Here is a 17830-nt window from a genome sequence, read left to right on the forward strand (position 1 = left end):
ACAGGCACAAAAAAGCCGTCGGTGAGGACGGCTTTCTTGTATCTGGAACCTGCGATCAACGCCGGGTCAACAGCACGCCGGATTCCATGTGGTGAGTCCACGGGAACTGGTCGAACAGCGCGCAGCGGGTGATGCGGTGCGTGTCGTGCAGTTGGGCGATGTTGGCTGCCAGCGTCTCCGGGTTGCAGGAGATGTACAGGATGTTGTCGAAACGACGGGTCAGCTCGCAGGTGTCCGGGTCCATGCCGGCCCGTGGCGGGTCGACGAACACGCTGCCGAACTCGTAGCTTTTCAGGTCGATGCCGTGCAGGCGACGGAACGGGCGAACTTCGTTCAGTGCTTCGGTCAACTCTTCGGCGGACAGGCGCACCAGCGTGACGTTATCCACAGCATTTTCGGCCAGGTTGCTCAGTGCGGCGTTGACCGAGGTCTTGCTGATTTCGGTGGCCAGCACTTTGCGCACGCGGGTTGCCAGCGGCAGGGTGAAGTTGCCGTTGCCGCAGTACAGCTCCAGCAGATCGTCGCTGCGATCACCCAGTGCTTCGTATGCCCAGTTGAGCATCTTCTGGTTCACAGTGCCGTTGGGCTGGGTGAACGCGCCTTCCGGCTGGCGGTAGCTGAACGTGCGACCACCGACGTCGAGTTTCTCGACCACGTAATCGAGGCCGAGCACTTCGCGCTTGCCCTTGGAACGGCCGATGATGCTGACGCCCAGATCCGTCGCCAGTTGGGTCGCCGCCGCGTGCCAGTGTTCGTCCAGCGGACGGTGATAGCACAGGGTGATCATCGCGTCGCCGGCCAGGGTGGTCAGAAACTCGACCTGGAACAGCTTGTGGCTCAGCGCCGCGCTGGCCTGCCAGGCCGCTTTCAATTGCGGCATCAACTGGTTGATGCGCAGGCTGGCGATCGGGAACTCTTCGATCAGGATCGGCGTGCGTTTGTCGTCCTGGGAAAACATCGCGTAATGCCGCTCGCCGGCCTCGCGCCACAGGCGGAATTCGGCGCGCAGGCGGAAGTTCTGCAACGGCGAGTCGAACACCGTTGGCTCCGGTGCATCGAACGGGGCCAGCAGGTCACGCAGGCGCGTGACCTTGTCTTCGAGTTGTGCGGCGTAAGCCTGGGAATCAAAAGTCATGCGTTGAACCAACCCAGCTTGATCACGAACAGAATCGACAGGATCACCAGCGCCGGGTTCAGCTCACGGGCGCGGCCGGACAGCAGTTTGATCGCAGTCCAGGCGATGAAGCCGAAGGCGATGCCGTTGGCGATGGAATAGGTGAAGGGCATCGCCAGGGCGGTGACCACGACCGGCGCGGCGACGGTGATGTCTTCCCAGTCTATTTCCGCCAGGCCCGAAGTCATCAGCACGGCGACGAACAGCAGCGCTGGTGCGGTGGCGAAGGCCGGTACGCTGGAGGCCAGTGGCGAGAAGAACAACGCCAGCAGGAACAGGATCGCGACGACGATGGCGGTCAGGCCGGTGCGGCCGCCGGCACTCACGCCCGCAGCGGATTCGATGTAGCTGGTGGTGGTCGAGGTGCCCAGCAGCGAGCCAGCCATTGCCGCCGTACTGTCGGCGATCAGCGCACGGCCCATTTTAGGCATGTGGCCGTCCTTGCCCATCAGGCCGGCGCGCTTGGCGACGCCGATCAGGGTGCCGGAGTTGTCGAACAGGTCGACGAACAGGAAAGCGAAGATCACGCTGACCAGACCGATGTCCAGCGCGCCCTTGATGTCCAGTTGCAGGAAGGTCGGGGCCAGCGAAGGTGGCATCGAGGTCACGCCGCCGAACGGGGTGAAGCCCATCACGATCGAAACGATGGTCACCGCCAGGATGCCGATCAGCACCGCGCCGCGTACTTTCAGGGCCTCAAGGGCGACGATCAGGGCGAAACCGAGGGTGGCGAGGATCGGGGCCGGTTGTTTCAGGTCGCCGAGGCCGACCATGGTCGCCGGGTTGCTGACCACAATGCCGGCATTGTGCAGGGCGATCAGCGCCAGGAACAGGCCGATACCGGCGGCAATCGCCGAGCGCAGTGGCAGCGGGATGCTGTTGATGATCCATTCACGGATGCGGAAGATCGATAGCAGGAAGAAGCACACGGCCGAAATGAACACCGCGCCCAGCGCCACTTGCCAGGTGTGGCCCATGTGCAGCACGACGGTGTAGGTAAAGAAGGCGTTCAGCCCCATGCCCGGCGCGAGGGCGATCGGGTAGTTGGCGATCAGGCCCATGACCGTGGAGCCGATGGCGGCTGCCAGGCACGTGGCGACGAACACCGCACCTTTGTCCATGCCGGTCTCGCCGAGGATGCTCGGGTTGACGAACAGAATGTAGGCCATGGCCAGGAAGGTCGTGACGCCCGCCAGAATCTCGGTCCGCACGTTGGTGTTGTGTGCCTTGAGTTGAAACAGCCTTTCCAGCATGTCTGCTCCCCGTGGCGCGCGTGGCGCCGTGAATGTATCGACCTCAACAGCAAAGCACAGACCGTCGCAAGCGCCTGGAAAATTGTGGTGGGCCGGAAAAAGCCGCGCATCATACCAGCAGCGTGAGGAAGATGGCGGATGTTGGTGTCGATCGTCGGCGAAGTTTTGCACCACGACCAAGTACGCCATACTGCGCGCTGTTTTTTCGGGGATGGATCGCATGAACAAGGGTTGGATGAAGACCGCTGGACTGATGGCCTTGCTGCTGGCCGGTGTACCGGCTGCACTCGCGGCGTCGGCACCGCCATTGAGCGAGGTGAAAGTCATCAAGGTTCAGTCATCGTCCTGCGGGCTCGAAGACATTACCGATGGCCAGGTGCAGACCCGCTGCGATCACAGCGCGCCGGGCATCAAGGTGTATGTGCTGGAAATCGGTTACGGCCAGAGCCAGCCTCAGGCAGCGCTGGACGGCTTTGAAGTGAACGGCACCCGGAGCCCGGTCTGTGCTTTCTATAACGGCAACCTGACCGAATGCACGCCAGGCGCGAAAACCGTCGGTTCGCTGTACACCTTCGATCTGGCGGCCCGTCAGGAAGGCACTTTTACCTTCAGCAATACCTCGATCAACGCCCCGCGCAACACGCTGTCGACCCAGCTTTACATCAAGTAACGGCTGTCACCGAACAGGGCAAGGCAAAGCTGACTACGCTTTAAGGATCAACCAGCGGATGGCGCCCATGACCTTTAGAGCCCTGATTACCCTCGCCGAGGGCATCGATGATCTGCAATGCGTGACCCTGATCGACGTGCTGCGCCGCGCCGGCATCGAAGTGGTGGCGGCCAGCATCGAAGGCCGGCGCATGCTGACCTGCGCCCGAGGCACGCGCCTGACCGCCGACGGCATGCTCATTGATGTGCTGGCCCAGACCTTCGACCTGATCGTCCTGCCCGGCGGTGCGGTCGGCGCACAACACCTGGCCGCGCACCAGCCTCTTCAACAACTGCTAAAGGACCAGGCCAGTGCCGGACGCCTGTTCGCCGCCATCGCCGAAGCCCCGGCCGTCGCCCTGCAAAGCTTCGGTGTATTACGTCAACGCAGGATGACCTGCCTGCCCGTCAGCAGTCATAACCTTTCCGGTTGCACCTTTGTCGATCAACCCGTAGTGGTCGACGGTAATTGCATCACCGCCCAAGGCTCCGGCGCCGCGCTTGCGTTTGCGCTGACACTGGTCGAGCAACTGGCGGGCAACGCCGTCAGAGCGAAGGTGGCGGGGGAGTTATTGGCCTGAGAGCGTCAGGCCTTCACCTCTTCCACCGGCACATGCATCCGGTCGCGGTTGGCCAGGGTCGGGAACAGTTTGATCCAGGTTCCGGTCACCACCAGCGTGCCGACCCCGCCCATCACCACCGCCGGCACGGTGCCGAACCAGTGGGCGGTGAGGCCGGATTCGAATTCTCCCAGCTGGTTGGAGGCACCAATGAACAGGCCGTTCACCGCGCTGACCCGGCCGCGCATTTCGTCCGGGGTTTCCAGCTGCACGAACGAGGCGCGGATCACCATGCTGATCATATCCGCCGCGCCGAGCACCACCAGCACCGCCAGGGAGAACCAGAACGAGGTCGACAGACCGAAGGCGATAGTGGCAACACCGAACACGCCAACGGCAGTGAACATCACCCGGCCGACGTTTCGCTCAACGGCAAACCGCGCCAGGAACAACGACATCATCAACGCCCCGACCGCCGGCGCCGAACGCAGCAGCCCGAGGCCCCACGGCCCGGTCAGCAGGATGTCCTTGGCAAACACCGGCAACAGCGCCGTGGCGCCACCCAGCAACACGGCGAACAGATCCAGCGAAATCGCCCCGAGAATGTCCGGGCGGCTGCGGATAAAGCGAATCCCCGCCAGCAACGAGTCCAGCGTCGCCTTGCCTTTGTTCAGCGGGGTTTGCCGGGCCGGCAGGTTGAGCATCAGCGTGCAGGCGATGACATACAGAATGACCGTCGGGCCATAGACCCACACGCTGCCGAAGGCATAGAGCAGACCGCCGAGCGCCGGGGCGACGATGGTGGCCGATTGCTGCGCCGATTGCGCAGCGGCAACCGCCCGTGGAAACAGCGCGCTGGGCACGATGCTCGGCAGCAGCGCCTGGGTGGTCGGCAATTCGAAGGAGCGTGCGGCGCCCAGCAGGAACGCCAGGATAAAGATCATTTCCCGGGTGACATGGTCAGTGGCGCTGCCGATGGCCAGTGCCAGGGCGATCAGGGCCTGCAGCGACTGGCAGATCGCCGCGACCTTGCGCCGGTCGTAGCGATCGGCAACGTGGCCGGTGTGCAACATGAACAATACGCGTGGCGCGAATTCCACCAACCCGACCAGACCCAGGTCGAGCACATTGCCGGTCAGTTGATAGAGGTTCCAGCCGATCGCCACGGTGAGCATCTGAAAACCGCTGGCGGTGAAGATCCGGGCAAACCAGAACGCAACAAAGGGACGGTGGTGACGTAACAGCAAGGGCTCTTGGCTGGGCATTTGCGGGCCGGTCTTGATCGAGGGGAACCGCGAGATTATCACCAGTCTGTAACAGGAAGTTGCTATGACAGAAAATTTAGTTAGCCAGACATCGATTTTTCCCCGCCGTGGCGCGAACCCCGGCCTCGGATGTATTTCAGGGCGTTGCCAGGTCTGTGAGGCAACTTGTCACGCGGCAAAAGACCACGCGGTTCTCCGTCGGAAATGGGACTACTCTTTCAACGTTGATTGATCCAGATCAAGACCCATCGCGGAACTGATCCGGGACCCGTCGGCAGACTCCCTGCGTCGCGATGCCTGTAAAAAGAAGAACGAATTCGAGTTCGCCGCACTCCATACCCGTGGGGGCAGTGGTTCAAGGCCGCCAGTCCTGGAACCGTTATCTGATAGAGGAAAGCTTATGTTCGGTTTAGAGGCCCTGGATCTCGCCCGAATTCAGTTCGCGTTCACCATCTCGTTCCACATCCTGTTCCCGGCGATCACCATCGGTCTTGCGAGCTATCTCGCGGTGCTCGAAGGCCTGTGGCTGAAAACCGGCAATGACACTTACCGTGACCTCTACCATTTCTGGTCGAAGATCTTTGCCGTGAACTTCGGCATGGGCGTGGTCTCGGGGCTGGTCATGGCCTACCAGTTCGGCACCAACTGGAGCCGCTTCTCGGACTTCGCCGGTTCCGTCACCGGGCCCTTGCTGACCTACGAAGTGCTCACGGCGTTCTTCCTCGAAGCCGGTTTCCTCGGGGTGATGCTGTTCGGCTGGAACAAGGTCGGACGCGGCCTGCACTTTTTCTCCACGGTGATGGTGGCCATCGGCACGCTGATTTCCACGTTCTGGATTCTCGCCTCCAACAGTTGGATGCAGACCCCGCAGGGCTTCGAGATCGTCAACGGTCAGGTCATTCCAACCGACTGGCTGGCAATCATCTTCAACCCGTCATTCCCCTATCGCCTGATGCACATGGCGACGGCGGCGTTCGTCGCGACGGCTTTCTTCGTCGGCTCGTCGGCAGCCTGGCACTTGCTGCGCGGCAAGGACAACCCGGCGATCCGCACCATGCTGTCGATGGCGATGTGGATGGCGCTGATCGTTGCGCCGATCCAGGCAGTCATCGGCGACTTCCACGGCCTCAACACCCTTAAGCATCAGCCGGCGAAAATCGCCGCGATCGAAGGTCACTGGGAAAACGTCGGCAACGAAGCGACGCCGCTGATCCTGTTCGGCTGGCCGGACATGAAGGAAGAAAAGACCAAGTTCGCTGTCGAGATTCCATACCTCGGCAGCCTGATCCTGACTCACTCGCTGGACAAGCAAGTCCCGGCGCTCAAGGAATTCCCGCCAGAAGACCGGCCGAATTCGACCATTGTGTTCTGGTCGTTCCGGATCATGGTCGGCCTCGGCTTCCTGATGATCTTCACCGGCCTCTGGAGCCTTTGGCTGCGCAAGCGCGACACGCTCTACACCTCGCGGCCGTTCCTGTACCTGGCGCTGTGGATGGGGCCATCCGGCCTGATCGCGATCCTGGCGGGTTGGTTTACCACTGAAATCGGTCGTCAGCCATGGGTGGTCTACGGGCTGATGCGCACGGCGGATGCGTCGTCCAACCACAGTTTCATGCAGATGAGCATCACGCTGATCATGTTCGTGGTGGTGTATTTCGCGCTGTTCGGTGCGGGGCTGGGCTACATGATGCGCCTGGTGCGCAAAGGGCCGAAGACCGACGAAGGCAAGGAAACCAACGAGGGTGGTCCTGGCCAGAAACGTACGCCGGCCCGTCCGTTGTCCGCTGCCGACGACGATGGCGCCGAACACGACCGCAGCCTGACCAAGGAGATTTGAATCATGGGTATTGATCTTCCGCTGATCTGGGCCGTGATCATCATCTTCGGCATCATGATGTACGTGGTCATGGACGGTTTCGACCTGGGGATCGGGATTCTCTTTCCGTTCATCCCCGGCAAGACCGACCGCGACGTGATGATGAACACCGTTGCCCCGGTGTGGGACGGCAATGAAACCTGGCTTGTACTGGGCGGCGCGGCGTTGTTCGGCGCGTTCCCGCTGGCTTATTCGGTCGTGCTGTCGGCGCTGTACTTGCCATTGATCTTCATGCTGATCGGGCTGATCTTCCGTGGCGTGGCGTTCGAGTTCCGCTTCAAGGCCAAGGACGACAAGCGTCACCTGTGGGACAAGGCGTTCATCGGTGGTTCGGTGGCGGCGACGTTCTTCCAGGGCGTGGCGCTCGGTGCGTTCATCGACGGCTTGCCCGTGGTCAACCGGCAATATGCCGGCGGTTCACTGGACTGGCTGACGCCGTTCACGCTGTTCTGCGGCGCTGCACTGGTGGTGGCGTATGCCTTGCTCGGCTGCACCTGGCTGATCATGAAGACTGAAGGCAAGCTTCAGGAGCAGATGCATGACCTGGCGCGCCCGCTGGCCTTCGTGTTGCTGGCGGTGATCGGCATCGTCAGCCTGTGGACGCCGCTCTCTCACCCGGAAATCGCCGAGCGCTGGTTCAGCCTGCCCAATCTGTTCTGGTTCCTGCCGGTGCCGATTCTGGTGTTGGTGACGCTGTACGCACTGATCCGTGCGGTGGCGCGAAACGCCAACTACATGCCGTTCCTGCTGACCCTGGTGCTGATCTTCCTCGGCTACAGCGGTCTGGGCATCAGCCTGTGGCCGAACATCGTGCCGCCGTCGATCTCGATCTGGGACGCCGCCGCGCCGCCGCAAAGCCAGGCCTTCATGCTGGTGGGCACGCTGTTCATCATCCCGTTCATCCTGGGTTACACCTTCTGGAGCTATTACGTGTTCCGCGGCAAGGTCACCCACGAAGACGGTTATCACTAATGGTGATCACGATGGCGCCGAGCGCGGCGCCATCTCCCGCAACCGGAGGATGCAAGCATGACCGGCAAACATTCCCTGCACGATATTGAAGAAGCCGAAAAAAAGCCGCTGTGGCAGCGGCTCGGCTGGTTGGCCATGATCTGGGTCGGCAGCGTCGGTGCTCTGTTCGTCGTCGCCAGCCTGATGCGCATGTTCATGAACGCCGCAGGTCTGACCACGCACTGAGACTTCCCATCCCGCTGCCTTGCGGCACGGATTTTTGACCCTCCGACCGGAGGGTTTTTTTTGCCCGGATTATTTGCGCGCCTTGAGGATCACGAATTTCGGAGTCGCGGCGACTTGCTCGACACCCCGGAACAGTCGCGCCAGTTTGCTGTGATAACCCAGGTGACGGTTGCCGACGATGTACAGCGCGCCACCGACCACCAGCGCTTCGCGGGCCTGCTGGAACATGCGCCAGGCGAGGAAATCGCCGACCACCTGTTGCTGGTGGAACGGCGGGTTGCACAGGACTACGTCCAGCGATTGCGCTTCCTGACCGGCCAGACCGTCGCCGGCGCGTACGATCACGTCACGTTCACCGAACGCCGCGCGCCAGTTCTCGACTGCCGATTGCACGGCCATGAACGATTCGTCCACCAGCGTGTAATGCGCATCTGGGTTTTGCAGGGCGCTGGCGATGGCCAATATGCCGTTGCCGCAGCCAAGATCCGCGACTCGTGCAGCGCCAAGATTTTTTGGCAGGTGCGCAAGGAAGGCACGGGTGCCGATGTCCAGCCCTTCACGGCAGAACACGTTGGCGTGATTGAGCAGCTCGATGGCCGGCTCGTCGAGGCGATAGCGAGTTGGGTAGGGCGAGACGGCCGGTGCCTTGGGCTCGGGCGTGGCGATCAGCAGTCGGGCCTTCTTCACCGCCAGCGAAGCCTGAACCGGCCCGATGTAGCGTTCCAGCAGATCACCGGCGGCACGCGGCAAATGCTTGACCATCGCCGCTGCCACTACCTGAGCGCCCGGTGCCAATTGGCCTTGCAGGCGAATCAGTTGTTCTTCCAGCAGCGCCAGAGTTTTCGGGACGCGAATCAGCACCCGGTCGAACGGCCCGACCAATGGCGCGCTGGCGGGAATACCGCGCACAGCATCGAACGCCTTGCTGTTGCGCAGCAGGTTTTTTTCCAGCCCCTGAAACGCCAGGAATGAATCACCGCTGGTGCTGACCTGCAGTTTGCCCGAGAGGCTGATGGCCAGGGCGCCGAAGCTGTCGTTAAGTACCAGAACCCGTGTCTCGATCGGCAGGTTCTGTTCGGCCAGATGATTGAGCAGGTATTCGTCGGCTGCGTCGAAGGCTTGCAGCGGGTCCTTCTGCTGTTCGGGCTGGCGGATCAGATCGAGCTGGGCGAAGGGCGTATCGAGCAAAGGCATGGGGCGGGGACTCTGGGTAATCGACGGGTGTCCCGCGGCCCAGGAGTAGTGCGGCGGAACCGTCCGAGTGGACAGCGGCGCAAAAGATCGCGTCATCACTCAGGAAGGTTGCAAATGGTACGTTTTTTTTATTGGCAATACTCGTCTGATTTCAGCAAGGGTGACTGGGAATGAACCCGGCCCTGGTGGCGGCGATGACGGCTGACATCTTGTTGCAGGCGTTGAACTTAACAATCAGGTTTTTGATGTGATAGTTCACGGTCCGTTCGGCCACATTCAGAATCTGACCGATTTCCCAGGCGGTCTTGCCCAAGGCGCACAGCCTCACGATTTCGAGCTCTCGGGTAGACAATCGTACGGGCGGTGATTTGGCCTGTGCTGGCGGGAGGGCGCGAACGATCATTTCACTCAAATGCTGCGTGATGAAGTGCATCACACCGTATTGTTCGTAGAGCTCCAATGCAGAGATTTCGCAGTAGGTTCGCGCCAGACTGATTGTGCAGCACAGGTCGTTCTCTTCGTCGAGATACGACTGTGACCAGCCATGTTCCATCCCGTGGTTCTGAAGTGCACTCCACATTTTCGGTGTCTTGGAAAATGCTTTCCTGGTCCAGAGAAACGGCAACATTGATTGATGGCAAAAAGCCGCAATCGGGTCGCTTTCACAGCACTGTTTTTCGTATTCGTCGTTCCACGCCTCTGTGAAGTTATTGATATAAAACGGTTTGAATGACTGGGAGTCAGGCCGCGAGATTGTAATGCCGCAGAATTGAAAACCGATGTTGTTGGCAAAATTTTTCAAGATCGGGAATGCGTTTTCAATATTCTTCGCGCGCGTAAGCTGTTCTATTTGATACTCCTTCCACCTTTCCATTTCGAGAGTTCTCCATCTCTTCCTGTTTCGTGAGAATGCTGGATTGGATCCAAGGCGCCGACACGGATGGAAGTGTAGGAGGATTCCCACAAATCTGTTGGATTGTTTTGCTCTTGAGCGATGCTTGAAACGGGAATATCAGGTGACGATTTATATGCGGAGGATCATTTAAAGAATTGCATCGCTTGAATGTTATCTACTACTCCTTCTCAGGGTGATGGCACATTGAAATAGCATTACAAACCGTCGGTGTTCCAATGAGGATTAATGCGTAACAATTCATTCATTTGTTGATGGAGTGACCCAATGACCGCCAGCAGCGAAAAGTTCAGCCGCCAGACATTGCTCGATGTACAGTCGCTGACCCCCAGTCTGTTCACCCTGCGTACCACACGGGATGCCGGTTTTCGCTTCCGAGCCGGACAATTCGCCCGGATTGGCGTGACCCGTGAGGATGGCAGCACGGTGTGGCGCGCCTACTCGATGGTGTCTTCGCCGTTCGACGAATTTCTCGAGTTCTTTTCCATTGTGGTGCCGGGGGGCGAGTTCACCAGCGAACTGAGCCGCCTGAAGGTGGGGGACCGCTTGCTGATCGAGCGCCAGGCCTTTGGCTATCTGACGCTGGATCGATTCATTGATGGTCGTGATCTCTGGCTGTTATCCACAGGCACGGGTGTGGCGCCCTTTCTGTCGATCCTGCAGGACTTCGAGGTCTGGGAGAAGTTTGAGCGAATCATCCTGGTCTACAGCGTGCGAGAGTCTCGGGAGCTGGCTTATCAACAGCTGATCGCGGAACTGACACAGCGCGACTACCTCGCGGAATACGCCCACAAGTTCCAGTTTATTCCGGTGGTCACGCGTGAGCCGTATGCCGGCGCCCTCAACGGACGCATCACTACGCTGATCGAAAATGGCGAACTGGAAAAGATGGCCGGTGTGGAGCTGACGCCGGCGCATTCCCGGGTGATGCTCTGCGGCAATCCGCAGATGATCGATGACACCCGGGCCTTGCTCAAGCAACGCGGTATGGCCTTGAGCCTGACCCGGCGACCGGGGCAGGTGGCAGTGGAAAACTACTGGTAAGGAAACGGCGCCCTAAGGCGCCGTTTCAGTCTTCAAGGCTGGTTGTTCCGGGCCTTGAGCAGATCGCGAATCTCGCCCAGCAGTTCTTCTTCCTTGGTCGGCACCGGTGGCAAGGAAGGAGCCACGGCTTCTTCACGCTTCAGGCGATTGATGGCTTTGACACCCATGAAAATCGCAAAGGCGACGATCACGAAGTCCAGAACACTCTGGATGAACTTGCCATACGCCAGCATCACGGCGGGGGCATCGCCCTGGGCAGCCTTGAGGGTGATCGCCAGGTCACTGAAATCCACCCCACCGATCAGCAGGCCGATTGGCGGCATGATCACGTCGCCGACAAATGACGAAACAATCTTGCCGAAGGCCGCGCCGATGATGATACCGACGGCCATGTCGACCACATTGCCTTTGACCGCGAAGGCCTTGAACTCGCTGAGCACGCCCATAGTTATTTCCTTGTTACAGATGAGTTTGGTGTACGCAGTGTAAATCAGCATAACGCGTCCTGCGCGAAACACCTTCTTACAAAGCCCGCTTTTATCGACACACCATTTCGCAATTAGTTTGCAAAGTGCCACTAATCGCGCGCGAAATACGCTGCAACGTGCTGATCTTCAAGAAAAAATGCTCAATCGTCGCGTTACGAACTTTCTATTTATGTTTGGCAAGCTGAGCTTCTAGCCTCTGGCAGGCGCACCTGGATGCGCCTCAAAATAACAGAGGAGTCTGAAATGAATTCCATGCATGGCCTGAGGGCCTTTTCCCTTCGTCATACCTTCGGTTTATTGACTGCCGGCCTACTGACCCTTTCCGCGAGTGCGGCGCCGTTGACCCGGGATAACGGTGCGGCGGTCGGCGACAACCAGAACTCACAAACTGCCGGCGCAACCGGCCCGGTACTGTTGCAGGACGTGCAACTGATCCAGAAGCTGCAACGCTTCGACCGCGAACGCATTCCCGAACGCGTCGTGCATGCTCGTGGCACCGGGGCTCATGGCACGTTCACCGCGACCAATGACCTGAGTGATCTGAGCAAGGCCAAGGTGTTCGCTGTCGGCCAGGTCACGCCGGTGTTCGTGCGTTTCTCCGCGGTGGTGCATGGCAACCATTCACCGGAAACCCTGCGGGACCCACGGGGTTTCGCCACCAAGTTCTACACCGCTGACGGCAACTGGGATCTGGTGGGCAACAACTTCCCGACGTTTTTCATCCGCGATGCGATCAAGTTCCCGGACATGGTGCACGCCTTCAAGCCTGATCCGCGTACCAACCTTGACGATGATTCACGCCGCTTCGACTTCTTCTCCCATGTACCGGAAGCCACCCGCACATTGACCGAGTTGTATTCCAACTCGGGAACTCCGGCCAGTTATCGGGAGATGGACGGTAACAGTGTGCACGCTTACAAGTTGGTCAATGCCAAGGGCGATGTGCACTATGTGAAGTTTCACTGGAAAAGTTTGCAGGGCATCAAGAATCTCGATCCGCAACAAGTTGTGCAAGTTCAGGGCCGTGATTACAGTCACATGACTCACGATTTAGTAACAAATATTAACAGCGGCAACTTTCCTAAGTGGGACTTGTACATCCAGGTCTTGAATCCGCAAGATTTGTCCAAGTTTGACTTCGATCCTCTTGATGCAACCAAGATCTGGCCAGGTATTCCAGAGCGCAAAGTTGGACAAATGGTCTTGAACCGCAATCCTTCTAATGTCTTCCAGGAAACCGAACAAGTGGCCATGGCGCCATCGAATGTGGTGCCGGGCATCGAGCCCTCGGAAGACCGTTTACTTCAGGGTCGGATATTTGCCTATGCCGATACGCAAATGTATCGCCTCGGCGCCAATGCCCTGCAATTGCCGATCAATGCTGCCAAAACTGCAGTCAACAATGGCAATCAGGATGGCGCGATGAATGCCGGTGCGAGCACCTCGGGCGTCAACTATCAGCCAAGCCGTCTGCAACCACGTGAAGAGACGCCAGGTGCGCGCTACAGCCAGACCGCGCTGCAGGGCAGCACGCAACAGGCGAAGATCCAGCGTGAGCAGAACTTCAAGCAGGCTGGCGATCTGTATCGCTCGTTCAGCAAGAAGGAACGTCAGGACCTGATCGAGAGCTTCGGCGGTTCGCTGGCGGGTACCGACGACGAGAGCAAGCACATCATGCTGTCCTTCCTTTATAAGGCGGATCCGGAATACGGCGCCGGTGTGACCAAAGTGGCCAAGGGTGACCTGGAGCGGGTCAAGGCCCTGGCCGCCAAACTGGTCGACTGACAGCGACCCTTTCAAGCCCCGGCAATTGTCGGGGATTGACCGACAGCAGCGCCGCGCGTCTGGCCAGCGGAGAAATCCATCCCGCTGCGCCGCGCTGATCGACGATGGCTGCGTTATCATCGCGGTTTTTGTCGGGGGTTCAGATGGCCAAGGCCAAGCGCATGTACGGCTGCACCGAGTGCGGCGCAACCTTTCCCAAGTGGGCCGGGCAGTGCGGCGAATGCGGCGCCTGGAACACCCTGACCGAAACCATGGTCGAGAGCGGCGCTGCCGCCGCCCCGAGCGGGCGCACCGGTTGGGCCGGGCAGCAAGCGCAGATCAAGACCCTGGCCGAAGTCAGCATCGAAGAGATTCCACGTTTTTCCACAGCCTCCGGCGAGCTCGACCGCGTGCTCGGCGGTGGTCTGGTGGACGGTTCGGTGGTGCTGATCGGCGGCGACCCGGGCATTGGCAAGTCGACGATTCTGCTGCAGACCCTGTGCAACCTCGCCAAGACCATGCCGGCGCTGTACGTCACTGGCGAAGAGTCTCAGCAACAGGTCGCCATGCGTGCACGTCGTCTGGGTCTGCCGCAGGATCAACTGCGGGTCATGACCGAAACCTGTATCGAAACCATCATCGCCACCGCCCGCCAGGAAAAACCCAAGGTGATGGTGATCGACTCGATCCAGACGATTTTCACCGAACAATTGCAATCGGCGCCGGGCGGGGTGTCCCAGGTGCGCGAGAGTGCGGCGTTGCTGGTGCGGTACGCCAAGCAAAGCGGCACGGCGATTTTCCTGGTCGGCCACGTGACCAAGGAAGGCGCGCTCGCAGGGCCGCGGGTTCTGGAGCACATGGTCGATACCGTGCTGTATTTCGAAGGCGAGTCCGACGGGCGGTTGCGTTTGCTGCGGGCGGTGAAAAACCGTTTCGGCGCGGTGAACGAGCTCGGCGTGTTCGGCATGACTGACAAGGGCCTGAAAGAAGTCTCCAACCCTTCGGCGATTTTTCTTACCCGCGCTCAGGAAGAAGTCCCGGGCAGTGTGGTGATGGCAACGTGGGAAGGCACCCGGCCGATGCTGGTGGAAGTCCAGGCGCTGGTGGATGACAGTCATCTGGCCAACCCGCGTCGGGTGACGCTGGGGCTGGATCAGAATCGTCTGGCGATGCTGTTGGCGGTGTTGCACCGGCATGGCGGCATTCCGACCCACGATCAGGACGTGTTCCTCAACGTGGTCGGCGGGGTGAAGGTGCTGGAAACCGCCTCCGACCTGGCCTTGATGGCAGCGGTCATGTCGAGCCTGCGCAACCGCCCGTTGCCCCATGACCTGCTGGTGTTCGGCGAAGTCGGCCTGTCCGGCGAAGTGCGCCCGGTGCCGAGCGGTCAGGAGCGGTTGAAGGAAGCTGCCAAGCACGGTTTCAAGCGCGCGATTGTGCCCAAGGGCAATGCGCCGAAGGAAGCGCCGCCAGGCTTGCAGATCATTGCGGTGACACGTCTGGAGCAGGCGCTGGACTCGTTGTTCGAGTGATCAGACGTCGATCAGCGCCCCGAGCTCGCGTTCCAGTTCGGTTTCGTCGGCCAGATTGAGTTCGATCAGGCGACGCAGGCGCTGAATCGACTCCAGGCTGATATGCCGGCACACGAAACCGAGCTGGCCGTGATCTTCATGCGCCAGTTGCACATCCATCTCGATGTGTACGTCCTCGCTCAAATGAATGTCGACGAAAAAATCCTGCTCGGGATTGCCCAGCCAGGGCTCGGGCCGCTCGATCAACAGCCCCTTGAGCGACAGATCGATCAGCTTCACCGGCCAGATGTACTCGCCCTGGCTCAATTCGGTTCGGGCATCGAAAGCGATACGTTTGAAGCGGCGACGCTCGGACGGGTGCTCGCTCATGGCGCAATCCTCAGGAAGGTCAGCTGACTATAGACCCGACCGGCGGGGTGTTGCCAACGAATGGACTGTCTAGACCAATGTCGGGGTATGGCCTTTGCCGCCAACAGCGCTAAACTCGGGGTGGCTGTCTTTCTTGTCCACCCTGGCTGGAATAATAAAATGAAAAATAATAATAGCCTGCTACGCCACTTACCCTGGCTGCTGCTGGCAATCGTAGGAGCGTGCGCCCTGGGCGTAGTGGCATTGCGCCGAGGCGAGGCGATCAACGCCTTGTGGATTGTGGTCGCCGCCGTGGCCATTTATCTGGTTGCGTACCGTTACTACAGTCTGTTCATCGCTAACAATGTGATGCAACTCGATCCGCGTCGGGCCACCCCCGCCGTGCTCAACAACGACGGTCTGGACTACGTTCCAACCAACAAACACATTCTCTTCGGTCACCACTTCGCAGCCATCGCCGGCGCGGGGCCGCTGGTCGGCCCGGTACTGGCGGCGCAGATGGGCTATCTGCCCGGCACGCTGTGGTTGATCGCCGGCGTGGTGCTGGCGGGCGCGGTGCAGGACTTCATGGTTCTGTTCATGTCCACCCGTCGCAACGGCCGTTCCCTGGGCGACATGGTGCGTGAAGAAATGGGCCGCATCCCCGGCACCATCGCCCTGTTCGGCTGCTTCCTGATCATGATCATCATCCTCGCGGTGCTGGCGCTGATCGTGGTGAAAGCCCTGGCTGAAAGCCCGTGGGGCATCTTCACCGTGATGGCGACCATCCCGATCGCGATGTTCATGGGCATCTACATGCGCTACATCCGTCCGGGCCGCATCGGCGAGATCTCGGTAGTCGGCGTGTTGCTGCTGCTGGGTTCGATCTGGCTCGGTGGGCAGATTGCCGCCGATCCGGTCTGGGCCAAGGCCTTCACCTTCACTGGCGTGCAGATTACCTGGATGCTGGTCGGCTACGGTTTCGTCGCCGCTTCGCTGCCGGTGTGGCTGATTCTGGCGCCGCGTGACTACCTTTCCACTTTCCTCAAGATCGGTACCATCGTCGCCCTGGCGATCGGCATCCTGGTGACCATGCCCGAGCTGAAAATGCCGGCCCTGACCCAGTTCGTCGACGGCACCGGTCCGGTGTGGAAGGGCGGTCTGTTCCCGTTCCTGTTCATCACCATCGCCTGCGGTGCGGTATCGGGCTTCCACGCGCTGATCTCCTCGGGGACCACGCCGAAGCTGCTGGATAACGAAACCAACGCCCGCTACATCGGTTACGGCGGCATGCTGATGGAATCGTTCGTGGCCATCATGGCCATGGTCGCGGCCTCGGTGATCGAGCCAGGCGTGTACTTCGCCATGAACAGCCCGGCTGCCGTGGTCGGCGGTGATGTGGTGGCTGTGGCAACTGCGGTCAGCAACTGGGGCTTTGCAATTACCCCGGAAGCCTTGCAAGCCGTGGCGCATGACATCGGCGAAACCACCATCCTGGCCCGTGCCGGTGGTGCGCCGACCCTGGCGGTCGGTATCGCGCAGATCCTGCACAGTGTCCTGCCGGGTGAAAACACCATGGCGTTCTGGTACCACTTCGCGATCCTGTTCGAAGCGCTGTTCATCCTGACCGCAGTCGATGCCGGCACCCGTGCCGGTCGCTTCATGCTGCAGGACCTGCTCGGCTCCTTCGTTCCGGCACTCAAACGTACCGAGTCCTGGTCCGCCAACCTGATCGCCACCGCCGGTTGTGTGGCGATGTGGGGCTGGTTGCTGTATCAGGGCGTGGTTGATCCACTGGGCGGGATCAACACCTTGTGGCCGCTGTTCGGTATCTCCAACCAGATGCTGGCGGGTATCGCGCTGATGCTCGGCACCGTGGTCCTGATCAAGATGAAGCGCCAGCGCTACATCTGGGTCACCCTGCTGCCGGCCACCTGGCTGCTGATCTGCACCACGACTGCTGGCTTCATCAAGCTGTTCGACGCCAACCCGGCGATCGGCTTCCTGTCGCTGGCCAAGAAGTACAGTGATGCACTGGCCAACGGTCAGGTGCTGGCGCCGGCCAAGAGCGTCGAGCAGATGCAGCACGTGATCTTCAACGCCTACACCAACGCTACATTGACCGCGCTGTTCCTGTTCGTGGTATTCAGCATCCTGTTCTATGCGCTCAAGGTCGGCATCGCCGCCTGGGGCAAAAAAGAGCGTACGGACAAAGAATCGCCATTCCAGGCCCTGCCGGACGCGTAACCAGAGGATTGCAGCATGTTCAATGACCTGAGTCGCCTCGGTAAATACCTCGGTCAGGCCGCGCGCCTGATGGTCGGCATGCCCGACTACGACACCTACGTCGAGCATATGCAGACCAAACACCCGGACAAACCGGTGATGAGCTACGAGATGTTCTTTCGTGAACGTCAGGAAGCCCGTTACGGTGGCAAGGGTGGGCCGAAGTGCTGTTGATCTGACAGCCTTCGGTTGATGCAGTCCCCAACTGTGGGAGCGGGCTTGCTCGCG

Annotated in this window: 17 protein-coding genes; 10 read left to right on the plus strand and 7 right to left on the minus strand. The window is 60.2% G+C overall.

What is annotated here, in order from left to right; genetic code table 11:
• Positions 1-55: 55 nt before the first annotated feature.
• Both trmA and CAG25_RS18550 read right to left on the minus strand, forming a co-directional pair.
• Positions 56-1135: a tRNA (uridine(54)-C5)-methyltransferase TrmA gene (gene trmA / locus CAG25_RS18545; RefSeq protein WP_064599586.1), complete on the minus strand. Its 1080-nt coding sequence runs from the start codon at positions 1133-1135 to the stop codon at positions 56-58.
• Complete coding sequence (locus CAG25_RS18550) at positions 1132-2427, minus strand: NCS2 family permease (RefSeq protein WP_011336038.1); 1296 nt, start codon at positions 2425-2427, stop codon at positions 1132-1134. The genes trmA and CAG25_RS18550 overlap by 4 nt, the downstream gene beginning before the upstream one ends.
• Positions 2428-2647: 220 nt before the next feature.
• Between CAG25_RS18550 and CAG25_RS18555 the strand changes: the two genes are divergently transcribed.
• Together CAG25_RS18555 and CAG25_RS18560 are read left to right on the plus strand one after the other, a co-directional pair.
• Positions 2648-3097, plus strand: a complete 450-nt coding sequence (locus CAG25_RS18555; protein WP_085612593.1) for a DUF4879 domain-containing protein — start codon at positions 2648-2650, stop codon at positions 3095-3097.
• A gap of 67 nt (positions 3098-3164) precedes the next feature.
• A complete protein-coding gene (locus CAG25_RS18560) occupies positions 3165-3716 on the plus strand; it encodes a DJ-1 family glyoxalase III (protein WP_085612657.1) in 552 nt (183 codons plus the stop codon).
• 5 nt (positions 3717-3721) lie between these two features.
• On the opposite strand, the gene CAG25_RS18565 is transcribed toward CAG25_RS18560, so the two are convergent.
• A complete protein-coding gene (locus CAG25_RS18565; protein WP_085612594.1) occupies positions 3722-4960 on the minus strand; it encodes an MFS transporter in 1239 nt (412 codons plus the stop codon).
• Positions 4961-5360: 400 nt separating this feature from the next.
• On the opposite strand from CAG25_RS18565, the gene CAG25_RS18570 reads away from it, so the two are divergent.
• From CAG25_RS18570 to CAG25_RS18580, 3 genes are read left to right on the plus strand one after another with little or no spacing between them, the layout of a single operon-like run.
• A complete protein-coding gene (locus CAG25_RS18570) occupies positions 5361-6797 on the plus strand; it encodes a cytochrome ubiquinol oxidase subunit I (RefSeq protein ID WP_085612595.1) in 1437 nt (478 codons plus the stop codon).
• A gap of 3 nt (positions 6798-6800) precedes the next feature.
• Positions 6801-7808, plus strand: coding sequence for a cytochrome d ubiquinol oxidase subunit II (gene cydB / locus CAG25_RS18575; RefSeq protein ID WP_085612596.1), 1008 nt, complete (start codon positions 6801-6803; stop codon positions 7806-7808).
• Between the two features lie 57 nt (positions 7809-7865).
• Positions 7866-8033, plus strand: a complete 168-nt coding sequence (locus CAG25_RS18580; protein ID WP_085612597.1) for a DUF2474 domain-containing protein — start codon at positions 7866-7868, stop codon at positions 8031-8033.
• Between the two features lie 69 nt (positions 8034-8102).
• On the opposite strand, the gene CAG25_RS18585 is transcribed toward CAG25_RS18580, so the two are convergent.
• Positions 8103-9227 (minus strand): class I SAM-dependent methyltransferase, encoded by a 1125-nt coding sequence (locus CAG25_RS18585; protein WP_085612598.1) that lies wholly within the window; start codon positions 9225-9227, stop codon positions 8103-8105.
• Positions 9228-9378: 151 nt separating this feature from the next.
• Complete coding sequence (locus tag CAG25_RS18590; protein WP_085612599.1) at positions 9379-10101, minus strand: LuxR C-terminal-related transcriptional regulator; 723 nt, start codon at positions 10099-10101, stop codon at positions 9379-9381.
• Positions 10102-10407: 306 nt separating this feature from the next.
• On the opposite strand from CAG25_RS18590, the gene CAG25_RS18595 reads away from it, so the two are divergent.
• Positions 10408-11184 carry a ferredoxin--NADP reductase gene (locus tag CAG25_RS18595; RefSeq protein WP_085612600.1) on the plus strand — a complete coding sequence of 259 codons (777 nt, stop codon included), beginning with the start codon at positions 10408-10410 and terminating at the stop codon, positions 11182-11184.
• Positions 11185-11216: 32 nt separating this feature from the next.
• Here CAG25_RS18595 and mscL read toward each other — a convergent pair whose 3' ends face one another.
• A complete protein-coding gene (gene mscL / locus CAG25_RS18600; protein ID WP_064599563.1) occupies positions 11217-11630 on the minus strand; it encodes a large-conductance mechanosensitive channel protein MscL in 414 nt (137 codons plus the stop codon).
• Positions 11631-11915: 285 nt separating this feature from the next.
• On the opposite strand from mscL, the gene katB reads away from it, so the two are divergent.
• Both katB and radA read left to right on the plus strand, forming a co-directional pair.
• On the plus strand, positions 11916-13457 hold the full coding sequence (katB, locus tag CAG25_RS18605) for a catalase KatB (RefSeq protein ID WP_064599561.1): 1542 nt from the start codon (positions 11916-11918) through the stop codon (positions 13455-13457).
• 143 nt (positions 13458-13600) lie between these two features.
• Positions 13601-14968: a DNA repair protein RadA gene (radA, locus tag CAG25_RS18610; RefSeq protein WP_064599559.1), complete on the plus strand. Its 1368-nt coding sequence runs from the start codon at positions 13601-13603 to the stop codon at positions 14966-14968.
• On the opposite strand, the gene CAG25_RS18615 is transcribed toward radA, so the two are convergent.
• Positions 14969-15337 carry a PilZ domain-containing protein gene (locus tag CAG25_RS18615; RefSeq protein ID WP_064599557.1) on the minus strand — a complete coding sequence of 123 codons (369 nt, stop codon included), beginning with the start codon at positions 15335-15337 and terminating at the stop codon, positions 14969-14971.
• A 159-nt stretch (positions 15338-15496) separates the two neighbouring features.
• Here CAG25_RS18615 and CAG25_RS18620 point away from each other — a divergent pair, with 159 nt between their 5' ends.
• Positions 15497-17563, plus strand: a complete 2067-nt coding sequence (locus tag CAG25_RS18620) for a carbon starvation CstA family protein (RefSeq protein WP_085612601.1) — start codon at positions 15497-15499, stop codon at positions 17561-17563.
• A gap of 15 nt (positions 17564-17578) precedes the next feature.
• On the plus strand, positions 17579-17776 hold the full coding sequence (locus CAG25_RS18625) for a YbdD/YjiX family protein (RefSeq protein ID WP_003228401.1): 198 nt from the start codon (positions 17579-17581) through the stop codon (positions 17774-17776).
• Positions 17777-17830 lie beyond the last annotated feature (54 nt).

Origin of the sequence: Pseudomonas sp. B16(2017), from assembly GCF_002113205.1 — a bacterium.
Taxonomy (GTDB): Bacteria; Pseudomonadota; Gammaproteobacteria; order Pseudomonadales; family Pseudomonadaceae; genus Aquipseudomonas; species Aquipseudomonas pharyngis.